Here is a 25,835-nt window from a genome sequence, read left to right on the forward strand (position 1 = left end):
TGCATCAATTATTATCACAACCGTTTCTTATTTTTTTGTAAAATTGTAAAAAGAAAAACCTTTGGATTTAGAAAAATTTATGCTGCCTTGTTTAAGCAAAACACTCTTTGGAATAGAGTGTTTGGGCTGTGGTTTTCAGAGGGGTTTTTTGTTGCTTTTGCAAGGGGATTTCGAAGGTGCTTTTAAGATGTATCCAGCCCTTTTTACCACCTTGTTATTTCTGGGGATTTTAGGTTTTAATTTTATCGACAAAAACAGGAATTACAAAAAACTCATTATTGGTTCGGCAATTTTAAATGGTGTTTTTATGATTGCAGGTTATTATTTTAAGCACTACTAAAGATTCCTTTTTTAGACTTTTTAGAACAACAAAATTATTTGATTCTAGTCAAAATATCATTCATCATTTCGATTTGCACTTTTTGAATTTCAATCAATTCTTCTTGTTGGTGCATAATCAAATGATCCAGTTTTTCATGAAGCATTCTAATTTCAAGTTCAGATTTTAGATTAATCATATAATCTTTTTTGGATCTTTCTCTATCTTTTTCTTCTTGGCGATTTTGACTCATCATAATTACTGGAGCTTGAAGTGCGGCAAGACATGACAAAATTAAATTCAGCAAAATAAATGGATACGGATCAAATCCTTTATTCAAGAGAATATAAATATTAATCAAAATCCAAAATAGAATAAATACACCAAAAAAGATTATAAATTTCCAGCTTCCGCCAAAAGCAGCAACTTTATCTGCCACTTTTTGTCCCACTGTACGAACACCTATTTCATCTTCAACAGTGCTTACTAATGATTTATCTTCATTCAAAGAACCGATAACTTTAGCTTCCAGATTAGACAACTCCCCTATTTCGACCAGTAAATAATTAGAAATGTATTTCTCTCGATACATATTCAACTCGCCAATTGATAAGATTTTGTCCTCGTCAAAATCAGGATAATCATTTTGAATAAGAGCTAATATTGGATTCCGAATGGTTTTAGCCGAAATTTTATCGGCTATTGGGAATTCTTTTTTTGAAATATCGCTTGTAAAAGTAGTAGTGGATTTCATGTATTGTTATTTATTGGCTAATTTAAAAAAACACTTTCATCAAAACTAATAATCGGTTCCTATACATTGAAAATAAAACAGATACACAACAGCTTTTTTATCTTAAAAAGATTAAAACAGCAATATCCACTATAATTAACATCACTTTATTTAACAAAAGTGTCTAAATAAACCAGATAGCTTTATGCTTGAGAAAGAAATAATTCGAAATAGTTCAATATCTTTGTGGCTCGTTTTAAAACCCATGAAAATGTCACTGAACTACAAAAATATTCCTTTCTGCTATTGTTGTTGCTGTTTTTAAAATACTCTCTTTAAAAAACATTGTTCAAAAACGAATACCAATTGTAATCCATTAAAATCTGATTATTACAATTTAAGACACCAAACAGCATGAAATCTCAAAAAATATTAGACCTTATTGGAAACACGCCTTTAGTAGAAACTACTAAATTGATAAAAAATAAAAACGTAAAACTTTTACTGAAACTTGAAGGAAACAATCCTGGTGGCAGTGTAAAAGATCGTGCAGCCTACAATATGATTGCTTCCGCATTAGAAAGAGGAGAAATCAAAAAAGGAGATAAACTTATTGAGGCAACTAGTGGCAACACCGGAATAGCTTTAGCCATGATTGCTCAATTATTCAATATCGAAATCGAATTGGTACTTCCGGAAGATTCTACCAAAGAGCGTACCCAAACTATGCGTGCTTATGGCGCAACCGTGATTTTGACACCGGCAGCTACCGGAATAATAGGTTCCAGAGATTATGCTGATAAAAAAGTATCCGAAGGCGGTTATATTATGCTTAATCAGTTTGCAAATGACGACAACTGGAAAGCACACTACAAAACCACAGGTCCAGAAATATGGAATGATACCGAAGGAACTGTAACCCATTTTGTCTCTGCTATGGGGACAACGGGAACAATTATAGGTACTTCAACCTACTTGAAAGAAATGAATCCTGGTATTCAAATTATAGGCGCTCAACCCAGCGATGGTTCTCAAATTCCTGGAATCAGAAAATGGCCTGAAGAGTATTTGCCTAAAATTTTTGATGCTAATAAAGTAGACAAAATCATCGAAGTTTCCGAAGAAGAAGCACGAGCCATGACTAAACGCTTAGCACTGGAAGAAGGCGTTTTTGCAGGAATGAGCAGTGGCGGTTCAGTTACAGCAGCAATAAAAATGGCCGAAGAATTAGAATCAGGCGTCATTGTAGCCATCATCTGTGACCGTGGCGATCGCTATTTATCTTCGGATTTATTTGATTAAATTAATTAGGCGTTATAAAAACAACCTTCCTTTTCTGTATCTTTCGGATATAAAAGGAAGGTTGTTTCGATTTTAAGCAAGAACAATTTCTATTTTAATCAAAAAAACGTTTCAACTGATTCAAACTTTATAATCTGGTTACAAATGAAAAACACACCATTAATTTACTGCATTCTATTTTTATCAATCATTATGGGAGGAAAAGTACAGGCTCAAGACTGGCCAAATTTAAATAAATACCAAAATGAAAATGCAAATCTCAAACCGGTACCGAACGGCCAAAAAAGAATTGTATTTATGGGAGATTCCATAACTGAATTTTGGAGTATCACAGATCCTGAATATTTCGCAGGAAAACCATACGTTAATCGCGGAATCAGCGGTCAAACCACACCTCAGATGCTTGTACGTTTTAGAGCGGATGTTATTGCTTTAAAACCCGCTGCTGTGATTATTTTGGCTGGAATAAACGACATTGCCGGTAATACCGGTCCGGCAACATTGGATATGATTGCAAATAATATTTTCTCAATGGCCGAATTGGCAAAAGCAAACCAGATTAAAGTAATTCTTTGCTCTGTATTGCCTGCTTATGATTTCTCTTGGAAACCCAATCAAAATCCGGCTGAAAAAGTGGTGGCTCTAAACGAGATGATAAAGAATTACGCTGACGCCAATGACATTCTGTATCTTGATTACTTTTCGGCTATGGCAGATAAACGAAAAGGTTTGCCTGCTTCGTACTCAAATGATGAAGTACACCCAAATAAAACAGGATATCAAGTGATGGCGCCACTTGCTGAAAAAGCAATCGCCAAAGTCTTATTACAAAAATAAACGAATACAAAGAAGCAAAACAAGATTGATGCTTTTGGGTACAAATAAAAAAAGGCTCGATTTAACTTAAATTGAGCCTTTTTTTTATGTGAATTCTTATTTTTATGCTAAAGTTGCAGAGGTCGAAATTGCAGCATTCAATAATTTAGAAATAGGACAATTTTTCTCTGCTTTAGTCACTAATTGTTGAAAAACTTCATCTGTTATTGCACTTATTTTTGCATTTACCGTTAAGTGGGAAGTTATAATTGTTCCTTCCACCAAGTCGATATCACATTTAGTTTCAATACTTTCTATTTCAAAACCAGCTTCGGTGACATAGGCAGAAAGTTGCATTGTAAAACAGCCCGAATGCGCTGCTGCAACCAATTCTTCCGGGTTAGTCCCCACTCCTTCTTCAAAACGGGATTTGAACGAATATTGCGTATCTTTTAATGTTGTACTTTGGGTGGTAAGTTTTCCGGCTCCTTCTTTAAGTGAACCATTCCAGACTGCGGTTGCATTTCTTTTCATAATATTATGTTTTATGTTTTCTCAAATTTAGTTCATTTGTAAAAAAACACTTTTGGAAATAGGTTTTTTTAACGAAAATTTAAAATTCATTAGACAATTTGACATCTAAAAAATGACAGAAAAAGTAGCTCCTTTATTAACTCCATCACTTTCTGCTAAAATTTGTCCGTCATGTCTTTCTATTATTTTTTTACATAAATACAATCCAATTCCTGTAGACGGCTCATTTGCCGTTCCTAATTTACTCATTTTAGTAAATTTACGGAACAGTTCATGACTTTCTTTTTGATCAAAACCTACACCTTCATCCGTTATTTTAAAAAAGAGTTTACTGCCTTGAAGATAAACACGAACTTTTATTTCACTATCCGGAAACGAAAATTTTATAGCATTATCAATCAAGTTCACTAAAACTCGAATCAATAGAATTTTATCTATTTTTAAAAGAGCTTCTTCAACTTCAATTGACAAATCCAATTTAATATTCTTGTTAGTCAGCAACTGATCTAATTGTTTTGATACAACCGAAAAAATAGAAGAAAATTGAACAATCTCATTTTCAGATTTTTTTTCTATAATTTGATCTTGCTCTTTTAGTAATTTGATAAAGTTTTCAATATAATTGTATTGTTGTTCTGTCGATTGAAGTATCAATTCGGCTAATTCCTTTATGGCTTCCGAAGGTTCCTCCTCTAAAATAAGCAATGCCGCCGATTTAGAATTCCCAACAAAGTTTCTTAGATCATGGGAAAGTAAATACACTAAATCTTGTTTTTCAGTAATAAAATTTTCGTTTTCTGCAATTGAATCCTGAATATTACTCATCAATAAACCGGCTTCATCAGAGAAATTATTTGGTAATGAAGGAACAATTTTTTTGTTTCTATACAAATGTAAGGCTTTCGAGGCGACTTCAATTGGCTTAATTAGTTGCTTTAGAAACAGTAAAGTTGCACCTGTAGCTACTAAGGTCATTATAAGTGCAAAAATCAAAATGGTATCTGCAGAAATGCTTTTACCGCCGTAAAGCACAAAAAATAACAAGCCAATCAACGGAATATGTATTCCTATAAATGCAACAAACAAAAACTTGAACGCATAACTCTTTTTAAGAAAACCTATGTTAGATAATTTTTTATATAATTGCATTGACAATTTGTTTACGTTTTTTTTACAACAGGAAATTATAAAGAACAAAAATAAGTGATTAATTTCTTACTGATACTCAAAATCTTCTAAATAAAATATTAAATTAATTATTTTAATTAAACCAACATACATTTAAAAAGAGTGTCAGGTTCTTAAATATATAACAATTATTTTATCGTATATTTTTCTCAAATATTTAAATACAATTGTGCCTCTCTGAAATCTTCGCTAAACAACAAAACCCAATTCTCACATACAATTTCCTGCCCGATTACTTCACTTATTTTTTATTTTCTGGCGGTGTTCAGTGAACTTTGTTTGCAGCGAAAAACCCGCAGTTACTAAAGCTTTGGAACACCTGCCTGTAAAGAGAGACTAACGGTAGCTTCTTTACTGGCGTAGCGTTACTGCTTGCGGAAGATCAACGAAGCGTCGGGATTACAGCAGAAAGCAGCAATGGGCTCAAATAAAAAACAGCTAAAAGTGAAAATATTTCACAATTTGAATTTATAAAACCATTCAAACACTTATTTTTGCGCTATGGCAAAGAAAAATACAGACAAAGTTGTCTTTCATCAAATAAAAGTCCTTGATGCTGGTGCAAAAGGCGTATCGGTAGCAAAGGCTCCCGACGGAAAAGTAGTTTTTATCCCGAATGTGGTTCCGGGTGATGTGGTTGATGTGCAAACTTTCAAGAAGCGCAAAGCCTATTACGAAGGAAAAGCAGTTCATTTTCATGAATATTCAGAGCATCGCGTTGAACCTATTTGCGAGCACTTTGGTGTTTGTGGCGGTTGTAAATGGCAGAATATGAAATACAGCCAACAGTTGTATTACAAGCAAAATGAGGTGAAAAACCATTTGCAACGCATCGGAAAAATAGAACTTCCGGAATTTGAACCGATTCTAGGTTCTGAAAAACAGTTTTTTTACAGAAACAAAATGGAATTTTCGTTTTCGAACAGCCGTTGGTTGACCGAAAAAGAAATTGACAGCACCGAAGATTTAGGAAACAGAAATGCGCTTGGTTTCCATATTCCGAAAATGTGGGACAAAATCCTGGACATCAATAAATGTCATTTACAGGAAGATCCATCGAACGCGATTAGAAATGAAGTGAGAGATTTTGCTAATGCAAATGGACTGACTTTCTTTAATCCAAGAGCGCATGAAGGCTTATTGAGAACTTTGATGTTAAGAACGGCTTCGACTGGCGAAATTATGGTTTTGATTCAGTTTTTTGAAAATGATAAAGCCAACAGAGAATTAATCCTAGATCATCTTTACGAGAAATTCCCGCAAATTACTTCGCTACAATACGTTGTAAACAATAAAGCCAACGATACTTTATACGATACTGATATTAAATTATACAAAGGTCGTGATTACATCCTAGAAGAAATGGAAGGGTTAAAATTCAGCATTAATGCGAAATCTTTTTACCAAACCAATTCTGACCAAGCGTATGAATTATATAAAATAACACGCGATTTCGCTGGTCTTACCGGTAATGAAATTGTTTATGATTTATACACAGGAACGGGAACTATTGCTCAGTTTGTTTCGAAAAAAGCAAAAAAAGTAATAGGTGTTGAAAGTGTTCCTGAAGCCATTAAAGATGCAAAACTGAATGCGGAACGCAATGAAATTACGAATTGTGAGTTCTTTGTAGGAGATATGAAAGTCGTTTTCAACGATAGTTTTATCGCTCAGCACGGGCATCCTGATGTTATTATCACGGATCCACCAAGAGACGGAATGCACAAAGATGTAATCGAACAAATTATGAAAATTGCTCCTGAAAAAGTAGTTTATGTAAGTTGTAATTCGGCTACACAAGCGCGTGATTTGGCTTTAATGGACGAGAAATACAAAGTGACTCGTGTACGTCCTGTGGATATGTTTCCGCAAACGCATCACGTGGAAAATGTAGTGCTTTTGGAGAGAAGATAATTGATTTTTGATTGCAGATTTTAAAAATTGTCATTGAAATTTTTCACTTCAGCTATCCTATTGCTTACCGAAGAATTACACAAAAACAAATTGTAAATGAAAAAAATAATTTTATTGGTATTCGCTTTAGCGCTATCCTTCTCCAGTTGTGAGAAAGATGATATTTGCGATGCAAATACACCCACAACGCCTCGTTTGGTGATTAGCTTTTATGATTACTTGAATCCTTCGGTTTTAAAAAATGTCACAAATCTAAAAGTAGTTGGTGAAGGAATACCTGAGGGAATTATTTTTAACGCGGCTACCGGAGATGCTAAATACCTGACAAACGGAAACACGATTTCGATTCCGCTAAAAACAGTTGGAACCAGTACAAGTTATAGTTTTACGTTAAATTCTGGCAATGCTAATCCCGCATTGGTGAACGTAGACAATATAAAATTTGATTATACGACTCAAGAATTATTTGTATCACGAGCTTGTGGCTACAAAACTATATTTACACTAGACCCAATAAATCCGTATACACATACCGATGCTGCAGTTGCAGATGAAAAATGGATAGAATACATCTCGGTTGAAAAAAGTAACTTAGAAAACGAAAATGAAACACACATTAAGATCTTTTTTTAGTATTTGTCTCTTATTGTCGTTGACTTTGATGCAGGCGCAAGAGACAACAACTGTGAAAAGTGATCCCAAAACTGCAAAAACAGAACAAATTGTTCCCGCAGCTCCTTTACCATTAGTTGCCATTGAACCAACAGTAAAAAATAATGATTCGATTCCTGTAAAAACAGACCGATACGGGATTCGTGTAGGACTAGATTTATTCAAACTGACACGCGCTCTATATGACGAAAATTACAAAGGAATTGAGTTTGTGGGAGATTATCGATTGACAAAAAAATATTTTTTGGCTGCCGAAATTGGAAACGAAAACAAAACTACTGATGATGACCGCCTTAATTTCACCACCAAAGGTTCCTACTTAAAAGCCGGTTTTGATTATAATGCCTATGAAAACTGGCTGGATATGGAGAATATCATTTCTATAGGAATGCGCTACGGTTTCAGTACTTTTAATCAGCAATTGAACAGTTATCGAATTTATAATGCCAATCCTTATTTTGGTGAAGTTCCTGTAATTCCTTCTGGTAAAAAGTTTGATGGTTTAACAGCGAGCTGGATTGAAGTCGTGGCCGCAGTGAAGGCTAAAGTATTCAATAACGTATTTGTGGGTTTCAGTCTTCGATTGAACCGATTGGTAACCAACAAAGAACCTGAGAATTTCTCTAACTTATATATTCCTGGATTTAACAGAACTTACGATGGTAGTTTTGGAGTAGGATTCAACTATACCGTTACCTATTTTGTTCCTATTTACAAGAAAAAAGTAAGGCCTGTTGCGGTTGCTAAAAAAGCTGAGAAAAAATAATTACGAAATACCAATAAAAAAAATCGCAAAGAAAACAACAGTTGTCTTTGCGATTTTTTTGTTAGAATAAACTAAACTACCCTATTTCCTTAATTCCTTTCATGAAAATCCATTTCATGAATAATTTCTCTCCGTCTTTGGTTTTTATCGCATGGAATTTTGGCGACAAAAGTGTTCCAATGACAAATGCGGTTAATGGAATCCAAAATCCAGTTAAATTAGTAAAATGTGCCACTAAATACCTGGCGGAAATAAATAATATTGCAAAACATCCCAGTTGGTAAAGGAATGCACGTATTTGTAATTTGGTCATTTTTTTAAGTCTTAAAGTTTTAAAGTCAAAAGTAGAAAGTAGAAATTTTAATATTGCTTATTCAGCATTATCAGTTGTTACCTGAAACTTTGTTCTCTTACTTCCTTCGTACATTTCGTATTTCACCAAACGTGCTTCTAAACCAGCGTTAAAAAGCTTGATTTTTCTCGAAGGTTTTAATCCTACAAATTTCAATGCTTCCAGATTTGCCGTAATCATCCAAGCATTTGTTCCCGGATAATTTTTCTTTAAGGTATCACCAATGTTTTTGTAGAATTCTTCCATGTGAATATCCAAACGCTCATCATACGGCGGGTTAAAAACTATGTGTAATTTTCCTTCTGAAGTTTTTTCAGTATCAAAAAAGTTCTTTTCTTCAATAGAAATATACTCGTCAAGATTAGCATTTTTGATATTGTCTTTGGCTTTTTGAACGGCACTTGGTGCTTTATCATAGCCTTTTATCGTGTAATGAAACTCACGAACACGTTTCAATAAACTGTCCGAAATAGCATCAAACAAGTCATTGTCCCAATCGTTCCATTTTTCGAAAGCAAATTCTTTACGGTTAATGTTTGCCGGAATATTACAGGCAATCATTGCTGCTTCGGCTAAGAATGTTCCCGAACCACACATGGGATCCAAGAAATCAGTTTGACCGTCCCAACCGGAAAGCAATAGAATTCCTGCTGCCAAAACTTCGTTTATAGGAGCAATATTAGTAGCTGTTCTGTAGCCACGTTGATTCAATGCATTTCCTGAAGTATCAAGCGCTACTGAAACCTGGTCTTTATCGATATGGATGTTGATTCTTAAATCAGGATGTACTTTATCAATACTTGGTCGTTGTCCTGTTCTTTCTCTGAACTGATCAACAATCGCATCTTTACACTTTTGGGAAACAAATTCTGAGTGATTAAAATATTCCGAATGCACCGTTGTATCAATCACAAATGTCTGATTGGCACCTATCAATTTAGACCAATTCACTCCCGAAATGCCTTTATACAAAGCCTGTTCATTATTTGCCTTGAAAAAATAAATAGGTTTCAGGATTTTCAAAGCCGTACGCAACGCTAAATTCGCTTTGTACATAAACCCTTTGTCCCCTTTAAAACTCACCATTCTCACTCCTTGCTCCACGTTTTGTGCGCCAAGGTTTTGCAATTCTTTTGCTAATATTTCTTCAAAACCAAAAAAGGTTTTGGCAACCATTTTATAATTATTTTCCATTGTAAAATCAAGTATTCGTTGCAAAAATACACTAAATTTGCATCAATCAAATTAATTGAAAAAGAATAAATGTCTGCAGCACAAAATCCACCAACTGAAAATCAACTGAAATCAACTGAAAACTGGTATACCTCTTGGTTTGACACTCCCTATTATCATATTCTTTACAAAGACAGAAATTATAGAGAAGCTCAGGTTTTTATGGATAATCTTACCCATTACCTTAATCTTCCTGAGAAGGCAAAAGTATTGGATTTAGCATGTGGCAAAGGCCGTCATTCTATTTATTTGAATCAATTAGGTTTTACAGTTCTTGGAGCTGATTTATCTGAAAATAGCATTACCGAAGCAACTAAAAATACGAATGAAACCCTTCATTTCAAAGTTCACGATATGCGTGAACCTTTTGAAGAAAAATTCGATGCCATTTTCAATCTATTTACCAGCTTTGGTTATTTCGAAAATGATGAGGACAATCTAACCACGTTAAAAGCCATCAAAGAAAGCCTTTCGGAATATGGTTTTGCCGTGATTGACTTTATGAATGTTGCCCAAGTCCTAGAAACATTAGTTCCTGAAGAAACAAAAACGGTCGAAGACATTGATTTTCAAATTAAACGCTATTTAAAAGACGGGCATATTTACAAAGAAATTGACTTTGAAGACAAAGATCAAAAATTTCATTTTACTGAAAAAGTAAAAGCCCTTACCCTAAAAGATTTCGAGGAATTAATGGAAGAAGCCGGAATTTATCTATTGGATATTTTTGGTGATTACAAATTGAAAAAATTCCATAAAACAGATAGCGAACGCCTAATCATGATTTTTAAATAATTGTTGGGTTAATCGGTTAATCGTTTAAAGGGTTAATCGTAAAAACAAACAAACCGTGAAGCAGATTAACGGTTAAACAAATAAACAAATAAACGGTTAAGCAAGAAACATGAATTACCTTTTACCTTTACTTTCCGTAATCTTAGGATATATCGTCGCATTGATTATACGACCAAACAACAAAACTAACTTAAAATTGCTATTGGCTTTCAGTGGTTCTTTTTTACTTTCATTAACGGTAATGCATCTATTACCTGAAATTTACGAAAGTGCAAACCCAAACATTGGACTCTTTATCATGCTGGGGATATTGTTTCAAATTATATTGGAATTTTTCTCAAAAGGAGCTGAACACGGTCACGTTCACGGACATGAAATAATGACCCAAATCCCGTGGTTGTTGTTCATCAGTCTTTGTATACATGCGTTTTTAGAAGGATTCCCCGTAAGCCATCATCATGATTTAGCCATAGGAATTGCCATTCATCATTTACCTATTGCTATAATTCTGACCACATTTTTTATCAATGCAAGTCTAAACAAAAAAGCCATATTTTTCTTCATGATCACTTTTTCAGTAATGACGCCGCTAGGAACCATTTTATCTGATTATTTGCCAATATTAAACGTGTATTATACTGAAATCACAGCCATAGTAATAGGAATATTATTTCATATTTCATCCACCATTATTTTCGAAAGCAGCGAAGGACACAAGTTCAATATTGCAAAGGTTTCGATGATTGTTATAGGAATTGCGTTGGCATATTTTATATAAATTTATAATTTGGGCGTGACCACAAGGGTCGGGCTATTCGCTGCAATCTTTTTATTTTTAAAGAAAAAATAAAAAGGATTTCCGCTTTTATCCCTCACGCAAAAAAACATTGTAGTTAAGACAACTCACAAATTGTAGCTTCAAAAAAACATAACTATGGAATTTACTAAAACTACCGAACAATCCTCAAAATACGAACATTTAGAAAAAATGTCGGTTCCAGAATTGTTGTCTAATATCAATCAGGAAGATAAAACCGTACCGCTTGCCGTAGAAAAAGCGTTACCCCAAATAGAAACATTAGTGACTGAAATCGTTGCCAAAATGAAACTTGGCGGACGATTATTCTATATTGGCGCGGGAACTTCCGGACGTTTGGGAATTGTTGATGCTTCGGAATGTCCGCCAACATTTGGCGTTCCTTTCGATTTAGTAATTGGGATTATTGCCGGTGGTGACACCGCAATCCGCAGAGCCGTAGAAAATGCCGAAGACAATGCAACACAAGCTTGGATTGACTTAAAAGCTTTTGAAATAAATGAAAATGATGTCGTTGTAGGAATAGCAGCTTCGGGAACAACGCCTTATGTTATTGGAGGATTACAAACTTGCAACGAAAATAATATTACCACAGGAAGTATTTCATGCAATGCAGGAAGTCCACTTTCGCAAACCGCAAAATTCCCTATAGATGTAGTTGTAGGACCGGAATTTGTAACCGGAAGTTCACGTATGAAAGCCGGTACAGCCCAGAAACTGGTACTGAATATGATAACTACTGCATCCATGATTCAACTAGGTAAAGTAAAAGGAAACAAAATGGTCGACATGCAATTGAGTAATAGCAAACTGGTGGATCGCGGTGTGAAAATGATTATGGGAGAAATTCCTGTTTCCTATGAAGAAGGTGCCGAATTATTAAAAAAACATGGAAGTGTTAGAAAAGCTGTTTATAATTTTAAAAAGTAAACAACAATGATTCACCATATCGTAATGTGGAAATTAAAAGATTTTGCAGAAGGCAAAAGCAAAGCCGAAAATGCAATTATTCTAAAAGAGAAGCTTGAAGGTTTAAAAAAAGATATTCCTGAAATAATTGAAATACGGGTAGGAATAAATATTGAAAGTGAATATTCAAACTTTGATGCCGTTTTACACTCCTATTTTGATTCGTTTGAAACATTAGATAAATACCAAAATCATCCAACACATAATGTTGTTGCTGAATGGATAGGTAAAATTAGAGATTTGAGATATTGTGTGGATTATGAATTTTAATTATTAAATTATGGCAACCAACAAAGAACTATTATCTAAAGGAATCAAATATTTAGCGGGAGCTTTGCCATTGCTATTCTTGGGGCCGGCAGTGATTTATAATGCTTTTATGAACCAACAAAATGTGTGGCATTATTTAGTTTTAGCAATAGGAATTATTGCTTGTCTCGCTGCAATGTTTTTAATGTATTCGGGATTAAAAATAATTATGAAAAGCTTATTTAACGACTAATGGAAAACCTAATTCACGTGCAAAAAACATTTGAAAAAATCGTTTATGTCGATAAAAAAGTAAACAATAGAGAATTTGAAGATTGCGTTTTTAAAAACTGTGATTTATCAAATAGTGACTTCTCCTATAGTAGCTTCATGGATTGCGAGTTCATTGATTGCAATTTGGCTATGACCAAATTATCAGGAACAAGCTTGAAAGGGGTACAATTCAAAAACTGTAAATTATTGGGCATTCAATTTGAGGAATGCGATGATTTCTTGTTTAATGTCAATTTCGAGGAATGTGTTTTGGATTATTCTTCGTTTGCCAATAAAAAAATGCCAAAGACGAAATTCAATTCCAGTTCGTTAAGAGAGGTAAGTTTTGTTGGTACCAATCTTACGAGTTCCGTTTTTGACAACAGTAATTTGGACGGTGCTATTTTTAATAATACACAATTAGCGGGAGCCGATTTTTCAAAAGCAACTGATTTTAAAATTGACCCCGAATTCAATCCCATGAAAAAAGCCAAGTTTTCTACACAAGGAATCATTGGACTTCTGGACAAATACGATATTAAAATACAATAGTTAAAAAATAAATATACTGATAAATGAAAAAAATAGTATTCCTCCTCCCTCTATTACTGCTAATGTCTTGCTATGATGCGGAGCGCAATTGTAAGGATTTTAAAACTGGAAAATTCAAGTTTGAATATGAAGTTGACGGCGTAAAGAAAACGGCTATTTTTGAGCGTAATGACAGTATCGAAATAGAAACTTTTGAAGGAAAGACTGATACCGCTTCGATACGATGGGTAAACGATTGTGAATATGTTTTACTGAAATTGCATCCAAAAAATATGGCTGAAGAAAAGGCTATTGGTATGAAAATTTTGACAACCACAAAAAATTCCTATACCTTTGAATTTGGAATGGTTGGTGTTGATGAAAAACAAAGAGGAACTGTTACTAAGATTTCCGATTAAGCATATAAAATCAAATTAATTACAAATAATAACTAAACATGGAAGTATTTTTAAATCCGGATGCTTGGATTGCCCTTTTAACATTGACTTTTTTGGAAATTGTATTAGGAATCGACAACATTATTTTCATATCAATTGCTACAGGAAAATTACCTGCTGAACAACGTAAGAGAGCCACAAAAATAGGAATGTTCCTTGCCATGTTCATGAGAATTGCGCTTTTGTTTGGAATCAATTTATTGATTCAAATGAAAGAACCTTGGTTTCATATAGATTTAAGTTGGTTTTCAGCCGGAATTACTGGTCAAAGTCTTATTTTACTAGGCGGAGGATTATTCTTGATTTATAAGAGTACCAATGAGATTCGTGAAAAAGTAGATGAGAAAGGTCATGAAGAAAAAGAATTAGGAAAAGCGGCTACAAAATCATTTCAAAATGTACTGTTACAAATCATCATGATTGATTTAGTTTTCTCTTTTGATAGTATTCTTACCGCGGTAGGTATGACAAATGGCGTTGAAGGTGCTTTGTATATTATGATTACTGCAGTAGTTATTTCTGTATTAATTATGATGCAATTTGCGGTTCCTGTTGGGAATTTTGTCAATAAACATCCTTCTATTCAAATACTTGGTTTATCATTTTTAATACTAATTGGAATGATGTTGCTAACAGAAAGTGCTCATTTATCGAATGCTTTAATTTTTGGAAGTCATGTAGCACCTGTCCCAAAAGGGTACTTGTATTTTGCTATATCTTTCTCATTATTAGTTGAAGTGCTGAATATGAAAATGACAAAAAATAAAAAAGTAAAGTAATTAACTTTAAAATTCATAAAAAAAGCTTCCATGATTGGAAGCTTTTTTTATTCTAAAGTTAACGTTATTTGACCATCATCGTCTAACTGAATCAATGAATCATCCGCATTTGTCTCTTCTCTCACCTCTAAATCCTCAGGAATAACCTCAACAGGAATTTCATACGGCAAAGGTTCCAGCAGGTTCACTTGCTTCAACTTATCGGTTGTCAATTGATTTCCCATAGCTTTGAATCCTTTTACCGCTATAAACGATTCTATATCTACCGTTATAGTCTCTTTTTGAACTCCTTTTATTTTAGGAAAAATTAATTCAGCCACAGGACGATAATCCGTTGATACAATCTCTAATTGTGAATTAGGATGTTCCGTGATAAAACTTTCTTCTTTATTCTCTGTTTCCACCAAGAAACGTTTGATATAATAACGCTCTTTTTCTCCATCATAATAAATCGCCGAAATTGGTTTCTTTGGAATCCATTTCTCCAAAACCACCATATCTTCATCAAAATGAGTCGATAATTCTGGTGTAATTACTTTTATTTTTCCAGATTGCGATATGACCAAAATTTTATCATTAGGCCTGAACTCCCCTAATAATTCTCCTCTTGCATCAACGTTTAATCGTTGAACAGTATCATCAAACCAAACTTTTCTTGGCAATAAAGTTGAAATTCCTTTCTCCTTCAGTTCTATTTTTTTTATTGGATACTTGGTAACCAAATTTCCTTTGGAAGCGCGGCCTTTTATAGCTAAACTGGCAAAATCAATATCGAATTTCAGTTTTTTGACACTTCCTACCTGACGCAATAATATCGTAATTACCTCAGCTTCACCATTTGGATTACAAGAAAAATATACTACTTGAGAACCAGCCGTTTCATTGGTTAAATCGTATGCTTTGTCTCGGGTTACTCCTGAAACATTGAATCTTTTTATATAGGAAGGCCCAGATTTTCCATCACGGTAAATCATGTTATAAATCGTTCGCTTATCGCTTTTGTCAAAAATAGCAATGTGAATAATATCTTTACCCACGAATGTTTTCGCATCTACTTTGGTAATCATCATTTTTCCATCACGCAGAAAAACAATTACGTCATCAATATCAGAACAGTCTGTAACGTATTCGTCTTTTTTCAAGCTCGTACCTACAAAACCTTCTTCTTTATTGACGTATAATTTAGTGTTTCTTAAAACCACTTTCGTCGCTTCGATATCATCAAAAATACGAAGTTCTGTCTGACGTTCCCGCCCTTTACCGTACTTCTCTTTTAATTTGGTAAAATAGGCAATTGCAAAATCAATCAGATGTTCTAAATTGTGTTTTACTTGTTCGATATCGCCTTCCAACGCTTCGATTTTATCCTGTGCCTTATTACTGTCAAATTTAGAAATACGCATGATTCGAATATCTAATAAACGTAAAATATCGTCTTCGGTAACAGCGCGTTTTAAGTGTTTCGTATGTGGTTTCAAACCATCATCAACGGCCTTAATTACCGTTTCTCTAGTCGTCATTTCTTCAATGTCACGATAGATTTTATTTTCGATAAAAATACGTTCCAAAGAAAGAAAATGCCATTGTTCTTCCAATTCACTCAATTGAATTTCCAATTCACTTTTCAGCAATTGTACCGTTCTATTGGTTGAAATTTTCAACATATCCGAAACCCCAATAAACAACGGTTTGTTATCTTCAATCACACATCCCAATGGCGCTACCGAAGTTTCACAAGCCGTGAAAGCAAACAACGCATCAATGGTTTTATCTGGAGAAACACCTGGAAAAAGATGAATTAATATCTCTACCTCCGCCGCGGTATTGTCTTCAATTTTCTTGATTTTTATTTTCCCTTTATCATTCGCTTTCAAAATACTGTCAATCAAAGTAGTCGTATTTGTAGAAAACGGAATTTGGGTAATCACCAACGTATTTTTGTCCAACTGACCAATTTTGGCACGAACCCGAACCCGTCCGCCACGCAATCCGTCATTATAATTAGACACATCAGCAATACCTTGCGTCATGAAATCCGGATACAGTGTAAAAGGCTTCCCTTTTAATATTTTTATCGAAGAATCGATTAATTCATTGAAATTATGAGGTAACACTTTCGTGGAAAGACCTACCGCAATACCTTCGGCCCCTTGTGCCAAAAGCAATGGAAACTTCACCGGAAGATTGTTTGGTTCTGCTCTTCGTCCATCATAAGAAACGCCCCAATCGGTGATTTTTGGACTATAAATAACCTCCAAAGCAAATTTCGACAAACGCGCTTCAATGTAACGGGAAGCCGCAGCACCATCACCTGTTAGGATATTTCCCCAGTTTCCTTGACAATCAATAAGTAATTCTTTTTGTCCTATTTGCACCATCGCATCACCAATACTCTGATCTCCGTGAGGATGATACTGCATAGTGTGTCCAACTACATTCGCTACTTTATTGTAACGACCGTCATCTAATTCCTTTAAAGAATGCATGATACGACGTTGCACCGGTTTAAAACCGTCTTCAATCGCCGGAACGGCACGCTCCAGAATTACATAGGAAGCATAATCAAGAAACCAGTCTTTATACATTCCCGTAACTTTGGTAATGGTATCGTTTCCGTCTTCTTGATTATCGTAAAAATGCTGGCCTTCAAAAGATTTCTCTTCAGATTGATTTTCATCAATAGAATTATCATCTTCCTGACCTTCTGGAATTGTATTTTCGTCTTCTTCGTCTTTCATTAAATATATTCTATTGAATAGTAATCAATTCTAATTTTGTTCTAAAAATGCTAAAAAGAATATTTTTCTTTACAAACATGCTCTTCTTTTGTAACCTTAATTCCATTTTTATCCATCTCTTTTTTTATAATTATATCACATTCTTTATGATCATTACTCCTTATAATAAAAAAGGTAGTCGAAAAACTAATTACAAATAGTAATGCAATAAAAATTAGTATTTTCTTGTAGGTATTTTATGACTATTTAAACTTTCTCGATTACATCTAATTCGACTTTCAAATTCTTGATGATAAATTCCTGTCTGTCTGGCGTATTTTTACCCATATAGAAAGACAATAATTGCTCAATCGAAGTGTTTTTGTCCATCATAATCGGATCTAAACGAATGGTTTCTCCAATGAAATTTTTGAACTCATCGGGAGAAATTTCTCCTAATCCCTTGAATCGGGTGATTTCAGGTTTTGGTTTTAATTTTTCTATTGCGTCTTTACGCTCTTCGTCAGAATAGCAATAAATGGTTTCTTTCTTGTTTCTAACCCTGAAAAGTGGTGTTTGCAAAATATACAAATGTCCTTCTTTTATTAACTCAGGAAAAAACTGAAGAAAGAACGTAATCAATAATAATCGAATGTGCATTCCATCGACATCGGCATCGGTTGCAATTACGATGTTGTTGTAACGCAATTTTTCCAATCCATCTTCAATATCTAACGCCGCTTGCAATAAATTAAATTCTTCATTTTCATAAACAATTTTCTTGCTCATTCCATACGAATTCAAAGGCTTACCACGCAAACTAAAAACCGCTTGCGTATTTACATCGCGCGATTTAGTAATAGACCCAGAAGCCGAATCTCCCTCCGTGATAAAAAGCGTACTTTCTAAATTCCTAGGGTTTTTAGTATCCGGAAGATGCGCTCTACAATCTCTTAATTTCTTGTTGTGAAGATTTGCTTTTTTAGCGCGATCTGTTGCTAATTTTCGAATACCAGAAAGCTCTTTACGTTCTCTTTCGGCTTGAAGAATTTTTCGCAACAGCGCCTCTGCTGTTGGAGGATTCTTGTGCAAATAATTATCTAATTTCGTTTTCACAAAATCATTTACAAAAGTACGTACCGAAGGCATTCCCGGTTCTGAACCCATATCTGTTGAACCTAATTTGGTTTTGGTTTGCGACTCAAAAACAGGCTCCATTACTTTAATACTAATGGCCGTAACAATCGATTTTCGGACATCAGATGCTTCGAAACTTTTATTGTAAAACTCCCTAATGGTTTTTACAATCGCTTCTCTGTATGCTGCTAAATGCGTTCCACCTTGAGTTGTATTTTGTCCGTTGACAAAGGAGTGATACTCTTCAGAATATTGGGTTTTGCTGTGTGTTAAGGCAATCTCAATATCTCCTTCTTTTAAGTGAATGATAGGATATTCTAAATCCTCTACATTTATCGTAGCTTCTAATAAATCTTTAAGTCCGTTTTCGGAATAGTATTTTTCGCCATTAAAAATGATGGTTAAACCATTGTTTAGATAACAATAATTTTGGATCATCTTCACTACATATTCCATGCGGAATTTGTAATTCTTAAAAATGGTTTCGTCAGGAGTAAAAATAACTTTGGTGCCTTTTCGTTTGGTAGTGTCTATAATTTCTTCTTCGAGAACCAAATTTCCTGCGGAAAATTCGGCCGCTTTTTGTTTTTCATCACGTACAGACTCTACTCGGAAATAATTAGACAGTGCATTGACTGCTTTTGTCCCTACTCCGTTTAGACCAACTGATTTCTGGAAAGCTTTTGAATCATATTTCCCTCCAGTATTCATTTTTGACACTACGTCAACCACTTTCCCTAACGGAATACCACGGCCATAATCCCGAACAGTAACCGTTTTGTCCTTAATTGTCACTTCAATAGTTTTTCCGGCGCCCATGGCAAATTCATCGATACAGTTATCGAGAACTTCTTTGACCAAAATATAAATACCATCATCTGCAGAAGATCCATCTCCCAGTTTTCCTATATACATTCCGGGACGCATGCGAATGTGTTCTTTCCAGTCGAGCGACCGAATATTATCTTCGGTATATTGATTTTGTTCGGACATTGTAAAATTTCTGGATTTTGTGCTAATATAGTGTAATTCGATAAAATTTAAAATAGGAAGTCATCAAAGTTATCAAGAATGATATTGACATTTTCTATTGAAAGATTTAAAAATTAAAGGATTGAAAAAAAATTAAAAATTCTTGATAATTTCTTTCAACTGACTATCCAATTCAGCATTGGAAACTTCACCCTTTGCTACATCAAAATTAGCCTCGAAACTAGGAAGTGAAAAAGCAGCTTTTATATTCCCTCCATAAAAAGGAAAAGCTTTTTTAGCAATTTCTAAAACGCTTGCACCGCCTCTGGCTCCTGGTGAAGTAGCCATCAGTAACATTGGTTTTTCCTGAAAAACTTTAGCGTTTATCCTAGAGCACCAGTCAAAAACATTTTTGAAAGCTGCTGAATAATTTCCGTTATTTTCAGCAAGAGAAACCACTAGAGTGTCTGCACTGGCAATTTTAGCCAAAAATGCTTTTGCCAGCTCGTGCTGACCAATTTCTTTTTCTATATCAACAGTAAATATCGGCATTTGGTAATCATTTAAATCCAATACCTCCACTTCGGCCTTTTCAAATAAATTGGCTGCGTAAGTCGCTAATTTTTTATTGATAGAGTTTTTGCTGGGGCTTGCGCCAAAAGCTATGATTTTCATGAGAATTAGTTTTTATTAAAAGTAGTAAAAATAAAATAGTAACAAAACAATTAACCACTGATTCACTGATTTAAAAAACGATAAGAAAACAAAACTTCATTTTTTTCTTAATCGATTTTATCCCAGAGTGAAACAGAAGGCATTTTTACCATCAATCTTATTTTTTTTTTCATAAAAAAGAGATTGATAGGAAAATATTACTTCACTAAACTATAATTTTAATTGGAGTTCAGTGAACTTCGTTTGAAGTGGAAAGCTGGAATTGGGTATATAAAAAAAGTCGAAAGTTATTGCTAACTTTCGACTTTATGACTTTCGCCTTTATGACTATATATTTATACGTTAAATCTAAAGTGCATTACATCACCATCTTTTACGATGTATTCTTTCCCTTCTACTTTAAATTTTCCGGCTTCTTTACATTTGGCTTCAGAACCGTAATGAACGAAATCCTCATACGCAATAACTTCGGCGCGGATGAATCCTTTTTCGAAATCAGTGTGAATAACTCCCGCAGCTTGTGGTGCGGTTGATCCAACATTGATGGTCCAAGCACGAACTTCTTTTACTCCGGCGGTAAAATAAGTTTGTTGCTTCAATAATTTATAAGCAGCACGAATTAAAACTGAAGCTCCTGGCTCCGTCAATCCCATATCTTCAAGAAAAACCTGGCGCTCTTCGTAGCTTTCTAATTCGGTAATATCAGCTTCAGCACCTACAGAAAGTACGATAACTTCTGCATCTTCATCTTTTACCAATTCTCGAACTTGGTCTACATATTTATTTCCGTTTACTGCTGAATTTTCATCCACGTTACAAACGTACAATACTGGCTTAGCAGTAATTAATTGAAAACCCTCCATCAAAACTTCTTCATCATTGTTTTGAGGTGTTATTGTTCTAGCAGATTTTGCCTGAAGTAACGTTTCTCTAATTCTGTTCAACAACGCTTCCTCAACGATTGCTTCTTTATTACCAGTTTTGGCTGCACGCTTTACTTTTTCTAAACGTTTTTCAACATTCTCCAAATCTTTCAACTGCAACTCAATATCGATTGTTTCTTTGTCACGAATAGGATTTACATTTCCATCAACGTGAACAATATTATCGTTATCAAAACAACGCAAAACATGAATAATAGCATTACACTCTCTAATGTTTCCCAGAAATTGATTTCCTAAACCTTCCCCTTTACTAGCACCCTTTACCAATCCTGCTATATCCACGATATCAACAGTAGCCATTTGCACACGCTCTGGCTTTACTAATTCTTCCAGTTTTTCTATTCTGGAATCCGGAACATTCACAACACCTATATTAGGTTCGATAGTACAAAAAGGAAAATTTGCACTTTGTGCTTTTGCATTAGATAAACAATTGAATAATGTTGATTTTCCAACATTTGGTAATCCTACAATCCCTGCTTTCATATGTAGATAATATTTATTTTTTAATGGAATATTGTATCGCAATCCTATTTTTTTAAAAAAAACTGAACGATTGAGATTCTATGTTCTTGTTCTTTACCAAAAACTGTTGCCAGTTAAAAGTTTAGCATTTAGTTTAAAAGTTTGCAAATATAAGATTTTATAAATGTTTAAGTAAGTAAAAATTGCAGTTTAAATAGGCCTGATATTTTTTTTATAAAAAATTAAACGATGTGCCAATATTTTGTTAAAAAAAAATTATATTGCAACCGATTTTAAACCAAACAAAAACCAAACTCAACTTATTATGAAAAAATTTGCATTATTATTATTTCTATTAAACGTCTCGTTTCTTTTTGCACAAAAAGAAGTCTCAGGTGTTGTAAAAGACAACACCGGCAATGCTTTGCCTGGTGTAAATATTATTGAAAAGGGAACTCAAAACGGAGTTTCTACTGACATGGACGGTATGTATAAAATTAAAGTAAAAGAGGGCGCTACTTTAGTTTTTAGTTATGTAGGGTTTTCTAAATTAGAAAAAGCAGCTACGGATGCTGTTATAAATGTTGTTTTATCCGAAGAAGGTGGACAAAACCTGGACGAAGTAGTTGTAACAGGGTCAAGAACGGCTCCAAGAAGTAACACTACCACTCCACTTCCTATTGATGTAATATCATCAAAAGATTTGGCTTCAACTGGTCAAGCATCATTTGACAAAGCATTACAGTATAAAATTCCGTCTTTCAACACGGTTCAAACTCCTGTAAATGATGCTACTTCATTGCTAGATCCATATGAAATAAGAAACATGGGACCTAGTAGAACGTTAATCTTAATCAACGGAAAGCGTAAAAACTTAAGTTCATTGTTATATGTACAAACATCTCCAGGACGTGGGGAAACTGGTGCTGATATCTCTGCAATACCTACAGATGCTATCGAAAGAGTAGAAATACTTCGTGATGGTGCATCTGCTCAATACGGTTCTGATGCGATTGCTGGAGTTATGAATATCATTTTAAAGAAAAGTACAAACGGTGGATCTGTAACTGCTAGAAGTGGTGTAACTTCTGAAGGTGACGGAGAAATGATTGGAGTAAGTTTAAATAATGGATCTACAGTAGGTGATAAAGGATATATCAACTATACTGTTGATTTTTCAAAAGTTAATCTTGCAAACAGACCTGGAACTGTAGATGCAGCTGGTGAAGCAGGAGATTTTGGAGCTTCACTTTCTGATGTTCAAGCTTTCCTTGCAAAAAAACCAGATGCTGGAAATATCAATGGATCTCCAGAAACTGCAGCTGCTAAATTTTTAGTTAATGGTGGATTTGAATTATCAGATGAAACATCATTGTATTATAACGCAGCATACGTTTACAAAAAAGTAAACTCATTTGCTAATTACAGAACACCATATTGGAGAACATTAAATCCTGCTAACCCATACCTTGCTGATTTCTTTGGAGATGGTACAGCAGCGTCTTACGTAGGTTATGTTCCTACTTTTGTTGGAGATTTAAATGATTACAATGCTACTTTAGGATATAAAGCAGTTAAAAACGGTTGGAATACTGACGCTAGTGTAACAGTTGGTGGTAACTCCCAAACGTATTCAGTAACAAACTCTCAAAACAGATCAGACATTCAAGATGCAAATGGTAACAACGTTTATCAAGAAAACAGCCCTATTACTTTTCAACCTGGAGGAACTGCTTTTAATCACATTGTAGGAAATTTAGACATCTCTAAAATAGTATCAGACAAAGTGAGTATTGGTTTCGGTACTGAGTTCAGAACAGAAAATTTTGAAGTAATCGAAGGAGATAAAGCTTCTTGGGATGGTATTGGTGCAGACTCGTTTGCAGGAAACAGACCAGAAAACTCAGGAAAATGGAATCGTTATAATTTAGGAGCTTATTTTGATGTTGCTTACGATGTAACTGAAGATTTCTTAATCAACGGAACACTTCGTCATGAAGAATATAGTGATTTTGGTGGGGCTACCGTTTGGAAATTAAGCTCAAGATATAAATTTGCAGATGATAAAATTACACTAAGAGGATCTGTTTCTACTGGATTCAGAGCACCTACATTACACCAAATTTACACTCAAAAAGCACAATATTCTTTTGTAGCTGGTCAAGGAATTCAAGTAAGTGGAATTATCAATAACGTATCTCCACAGGCTCGTATTTTAGGTGTTCCACAACTAGATGCTGAAAAATCAACTAACGTAACTGTTGGTATTGGAGCTAAACCTTCTAAAAACTTCAACTTTACTGTAGATTACTACAATATCAAGGTAGAGGACAGAATTGTATTAGGAGACAGACAAGATACTCAATTTGGTAATGTAGCTTTCTTTTCAAACTCATTTGATTCTCGTACATCAGGTTTAGATGTAGTAGCTAATTATAACAACATCTTACTAGGAGAAGGAAAATTAGGATTTAATTTATCTGGTAATGTTACCTTACAAAATGAAAGAATCTCTGATGTAAGAAACAATTCATTCGGAGGAACATTAGACGCATTGATGTTTACATCAAGACCTGATACCAAATGGATTTTAGGAGCTAATTATGAAATTGGTAAATTTGGTTTCTCTTTGAACAATACTTATTTCGGAAAAACAACTTTCAAACAAGATGGTTTGAATGCTAACTTAAGAACTGAGTTTACTCCAAAAATTGTTACTGACTTAGGAATTACTTTCTCTGCAACTGAAAAATTAACTTTGGCATTGAATGTAAACAACTTATTGAATGTACTTCCTGAATGGAATTTCAAAGCAGAAAATGCAGCTGGGACAGCTATTTTAAACGACCCTGCTCAAGTAAAAAATCAATCTAACCTGATCACTTTCAACCAACGTTATTCTCAAATGACGTATGATGGATATCACTTTAGCCAATTAGGAACTATGTTTAATTTATCTTTAAACTATAAATTCTAATTTAGTATTGAATAATTTAAAAAGGGCTATCGAAAGATAGCCCTTTTTTTATTTCACTAATTCTCCCTGAATTTAGTTATTATCACATCAGCAACTGGAAAACAACTTCATCAGAAAATTTTATGCTGGAGTAATTGCCGCAAGAAGTAAGTAAAACCTACAGCACTAAACCCTTTATGTGAATTATATAATCTTTTATTATAATTACGTAACAAGTACCCAGCCAAAGGATTGTAAATTTGTTTCATATTAATCACAAACTTAAATATTATGAAAACTATAATTCTTGGAATAGCTGCTTTTCTATTTACAGTAAATATTCAAGCTCAAAATAAAAATGTTAAATCGGAAGTTAAAACGACTGTTACTACTGTAAAAAATTCTGATGGGCAGAAAAAATCAGTGAAAACTCAAGAAGTAAAAGAAATTCAAAAAATTGAATTGAAAGACGCCGAATCTAATGCATTAAACAAAGAAAGAAAAGAAACTCCGGTTGAAGTAACGGCCATCACTAGCATTACAGCAAATGGGGTTACCAATATTGTTGATGTAGACAGATCAGCATATTATGATTTAAACGGAGAAAAATATGAAGTCAAATTAGCTGAAAGCGGATATACTATATACCAACCTAATGCTGAAAAAGCTGCTGTTTTAAGAAAAACATCAAACAACAATTATATTTACAGTTCAAAGAACAAAACTTCTTATGGTTACTTTGATGCTAATGGAAACTTAGTTTTAGAATCCTATGATGCCAAAACAGATAAGATAACGGTAGAAACTTTTGTAATTATCAAAAAATAATCTATTACGAAATACAACAAAAAAATCCTGAGTTTATAGCTCAGGATTTTTTTTTAAATTAAATTTTAATCTTTATTCGTTATGTAAAAACGCTTGTCTGTTTAGTAACGTTTCTTCGCTTTCTACATGATTATCATCTGGAATACAACAGTCTACAGGACATACTGCTGCACATTGTGGCTCATCGTGAAAACCTTTACATTCTGTACATTTTCCTGGCACGATATAATACACTTCGTCAGAAATAGGAGTTTGAGCTTCATCAGAATCTACTTCGGTACCATCCGGCAAAATTACTTTCCCTTTAAGTTTTGTTCCGTCTTTATATCTCCAGTCATCTGCTCCTTCGTATATTGCTGTATTTGGGCACTCTGGTTCACAAGCACCACAGTTGATACATTCGTCTGTTATAATAATTGCCATTTTTCTATAGTTTTAAAG

The 25,835-nt window shown here is 34.1% G+C and carries 26 protein-coding genes; 16 read left to right on the forward strand and 10 right to left on the reverse strand.

The genetic code is table 11. From position 1 onward, the window contains the following. Positions 1–61 precede the first annotated feature (61 nt). Entirely contained in the window at positions 62–340 is a 279-nt protein-coding gene (locus ACXX80_RS00570) for a DUF2752 domain-containing protein (protein ID WP_458551554.1), read from the forward strand. Between the two features lie 34 nt (positions 341–374). Here ACXX80_RS00570 and ACXX80_RS00575 read toward each other — a convergent pair whose 3' ends face one another. Continuing rightward, on the reverse strand, positions 375–1,073 hold the full coding sequence (locus ACXX80_RS00575) for a DUF1003 domain-containing protein (RefSeq protein ID WP_458551555.1): 699 nt from the start codon (positions 1,071–1,073) through the stop codon (positions 375–377). A 393-nt stretch (positions 1,074–1,466) separates the two neighbouring features. On the opposite strand from ACXX80_RS00575, the gene cysM reads away from it, so the two are divergent. Both cysM and ACXX80_RS00585 read left to right on the forward strand, forming a co-directional pair. Continuing rightward, entirely contained in the window at positions 1,467–2,354 is an 888-nt protein-coding gene (gene cysM, locus ACXX80_RS00580) for a cysteine synthase CysM (RefSeq protein ID WP_458551557.1), read from the forward strand. A gap of 144 nt (positions 2,355–2,498) precedes the next feature. Further along, the gene (locus ACXX80_RS00585) at positions 2,499–3,191 is read left to right on the forward strand and encodes an SGNH/GDSL hydrolase family protein (RefSeq protein WP_458551559.1); all 693 of its coding nucleotides are present in this window, start codon (positions 2,499–2,501) and stop codon (positions 3,189–3,191) included. A gap of 102 nt (positions 3,192–3,293) precedes the next feature. On the opposite strand, the gene ACXX80_RS00590 is transcribed toward ACXX80_RS00585, so the two are convergent. Both ACXX80_RS00590 and ACXX80_RS00595 read right to left on the reverse strand, forming a co-directional pair. Then, positions 3,294–3,704, reverse strand: coding sequence for an OsmC family peroxiredoxin (locus ACXX80_RS00590; protein ID WP_458551561.1), 411 nt, complete (start codon positions 3,702–3,704; stop codon positions 3,294–3,296). A 105-nt stretch (positions 3,705–3,809) separates the two neighbouring features. After that, positions 3,810–4,853, reverse strand: a complete 1,044-nt coding sequence (locus ACXX80_RS00595; protein WP_458551562.1) for a sensor histidine kinase — start codon at positions 4,851–4,853, stop codon at positions 3,810–3,812. A 540-nt stretch (positions 4,854–5,393) separates the two neighbouring features. Here ACXX80_RS00595 and rlmD point away from each other — a divergent pair. The 3 genes from rlmD to ACXX80_RS00610 all read left to right on the forward strand — a co-directional run bounded on the left by rlmD (position 5,394) and on the right by ACXX80_RS00610 (position 8,244). Beyond that, the gene (gene rlmD / locus ACXX80_RS00600) at positions 5,394–6,806 is read left to right on the forward strand and encodes a 23S rRNA (uracil(1939)-C(5))-methyltransferase RlmD (RefSeq protein ID WP_458551563.1); all 1,413 of its coding nucleotides are present in this window, start codon (positions 5,394–5,396) and stop codon (positions 6,804–6,806) included. 96 nt (positions 6,807–6,902) lie between these two features. Beyond that, a complete protein-coding gene (locus ACXX80_RS00605) occupies positions 6,903–7,439 on the forward strand; it encodes a DUF6452 family protein (RefSeq protein WP_458551565.1) in 537 nt (178 codons plus the stop codon). Further along, positions 7,411–8,244, forward strand: coding sequence for a DUF6048 family protein (locus tag ACXX80_RS00610; protein ID WP_458551566.1), 834 nt, complete (start codon positions 7,411–7,413; stop codon positions 8,242–8,244). Before ACXX80_RS00605 ends, ACXX80_RS00610 begins: the two co-directional genes overlap by 29 nt. Before the next feature lie 76 nt (positions 8,245–8,320). Here the strand turns inward: ACXX80_RS00610 and ACXX80_RS00615 are convergent, their stop codons facing one another. Together ACXX80_RS00615 and ACXX80_RS00620 are read right to left on the reverse strand one after the other, a co-directional pair. Next, positions 8,321–8,557 carry a hypothetical protein gene (locus ACXX80_RS00615; protein ID WP_458551568.1) on the reverse strand — a complete coding sequence of 79 codons (237 nt, stop codon included), beginning with the start codon at positions 8,555–8,557 and terminating at the stop codon, positions 8,321–8,323. Positions 8,558–8,614: 57 nt separating this feature from the next. Next, on the reverse strand, positions 8,615–9,790 hold the full coding sequence (locus ACXX80_RS00620) for a THUMP domain-containing class I SAM-dependent RNA methyltransferase (RefSeq protein WP_458551569.1): 1,176 nt from the start codon (positions 9,788–9,790) through the stop codon (positions 8,615–8,617). 69 nt (positions 9,791–9,859) lie between these two features. Between ACXX80_RS00620 and ACXX80_RS00625 the strand changes: the two genes are divergently transcribed. From ACXX80_RS00625 to ACXX80_RS00660, 8 genes are all read left to right on the forward strand, one after another. After that, a complete protein-coding gene (locus tag ACXX80_RS00625; RefSeq protein ID WP_458551571.1) occupies positions 9,860–10,624 on the forward strand; it encodes a class I SAM-dependent methyltransferase in 765 nt (254 codons plus the stop codon). A 109-nt stretch (positions 10,625–10,733) separates the two neighbouring features. Next, entirely contained in the window at positions 10,734–11,402 is a 669-nt protein-coding gene (locus ACXX80_RS00630) for a ZIP family metal transporter (protein ID WP_458551572.1), read from the forward strand. Between the two features lie 156 nt (positions 11,403–11,558). Beyond that, on the forward strand, positions 11,559–12,371 hold the full coding sequence (murQ, locus tag ACXX80_RS00635; protein WP_458551574.1) for an N-acetylmuramic acid 6-phosphate etherase: 813 nt from the start codon (positions 11,559–11,561) through the stop codon (positions 12,369–12,371). 6 nt (positions 12,372–12,377) lie between these two features. Further along, positions 12,378–12,680 carry a Dabb family protein gene (locus tag ACXX80_RS00640; protein ID WP_315207880.1) on the forward strand — a complete coding sequence of 101 codons (303 nt, stop codon included), beginning with the start codon at positions 12,378–12,380 and terminating at the stop codon, positions 12,678–12,680. A 10-nt stretch (positions 12,681–12,690) separates the two neighbouring features. Further along, positions 12,691–12,912 carry a DUF6095 family protein gene (locus ACXX80_RS00645; RefSeq protein ID WP_458551576.1) on the forward strand — a complete coding sequence of 74 codons (222 nt, stop codon included), beginning with the start codon at positions 12,691–12,693 and terminating at the stop codon, positions 12,910–12,912. Further along, the gene (locus tag ACXX80_RS00650) at positions 12,912–13,484 is read left to right on the forward strand and encodes a pentapeptide repeat-containing protein (protein ID WP_417982063.1); all 573 of its coding nucleotides are present in this window, start codon (positions 12,912–12,914) and stop codon (positions 13,482–13,484) included. The genes ACXX80_RS00645 and ACXX80_RS00650 overlap by 1 nt, the downstream gene beginning before the upstream one ends. A gap of 23 nt (positions 13,485–13,507) precedes the next feature. Then, on the forward strand, positions 13,508–13,882 hold the full coding sequence (locus ACXX80_RS00655; protein ID WP_315207874.1) for a DNA topoisomerase IV: 375 nt from the start codon (positions 13,508–13,510) through the stop codon (positions 13,880–13,882). Positions 13,883–13,920: 38 nt separating this feature from the next. After that, the gene (locus ACXX80_RS00660) at positions 13,921–14,700 is read left to right on the forward strand and encodes a TerC family protein (RefSeq protein WP_458551578.1); all 780 of its coding nucleotides are present in this window, start codon (positions 13,921–13,923) and stop codon (positions 14,698–14,700) included. A gap of 47 nt (positions 14,701–14,747) precedes the next feature. Here the strand turns inward: ACXX80_RS00660 and ACXX80_RS00665 are convergent, their stop codons facing one another. The 4 genes from ACXX80_RS00665 to ychF form a co-directional block, all read right to left on the reverse strand. Beyond that, the gene (locus ACXX80_RS00665; protein ID WP_458551580.1) at positions 14,748–17,438 is read right to left on the reverse strand and encodes a DNA gyrase/topoisomerase IV subunit A; all 2,691 of its coding nucleotides are present in this window, start codon (positions 17,436–17,438) and stop codon (positions 14,748–14,750) included. Positions 17,439–17,684: 246 nt separating this feature from the next. Next, positions 17,685–19,547 carry a DNA topoisomerase IV subunit B gene (locus tag ACXX80_RS00670; protein ID WP_315207863.1) on the reverse strand — a complete coding sequence of 621 codons (1,863 nt, stop codon included), beginning with the start codon at positions 19,545–19,547 and terminating at the stop codon, positions 17,685–17,687. A gap of 132 nt (positions 19,548–19,679) precedes the next feature. Beyond that, positions 19,680–20,201, reverse strand: a complete 522-nt coding sequence (locus ACXX80_RS00675; RefSeq protein ID WP_458551582.1) for an NADPH-dependent FMN reductase — start codon at positions 20,199–20,201, stop codon at positions 19,680–19,682. Positions 20,202–20,536: 335 nt separating this feature from the next. Then, a complete protein-coding gene (gene ychF, locus ACXX80_RS00680) occupies positions 20,537–21,631 on the reverse strand; it encodes a redox-regulated ATPase YchF (RefSeq protein ID WP_113633349.1) in 1,095 nt (364 codons plus the stop codon). A gap of 304 nt (positions 21,632–21,935) precedes the next feature. Here ychF and ACXX80_RS00685 point away from each other — a divergent pair, with 304 nt between their 5' ends. Then, positions 21,936–24,587: a TonB-dependent receptor gene (locus ACXX80_RS00685; protein ID WP_458551584.1), complete on the forward strand. Its 2,652-nt coding sequence runs from the start codon at positions 21,936–21,938 to the stop codon at positions 24,585–24,587. A 270-nt stretch (positions 24,588–24,857) separates the two neighbouring features. Further along, a complete protein-coding gene (locus ACXX80_RS00690; RefSeq protein WP_458551586.1) occupies positions 24,858–25,394 on the forward strand; it encodes a hypothetical protein in 537 nt (178 codons plus the stop codon). A 72-nt stretch (positions 25,395–25,466) separates the two neighbouring features. On the opposite strand, the gene ACXX80_RS00695 is transcribed toward ACXX80_RS00690, so the two are convergent. Further along, the gene (locus ACXX80_RS00695) at positions 25,467–25,817 is read right to left on the reverse strand and encodes a 4Fe-4S dicluster domain-containing protein (protein ID WP_073207893.1); all 351 of its coding nucleotides are present in this window, start codon (positions 25,815–25,817) and stop codon (positions 25,467–25,469) included. Positions 25,818–25,835: the final 18 nt, after the last annotated feature.

It is taken from the genome of Flavobacterium sp. GNP002 (assembly GCF_054343795.1).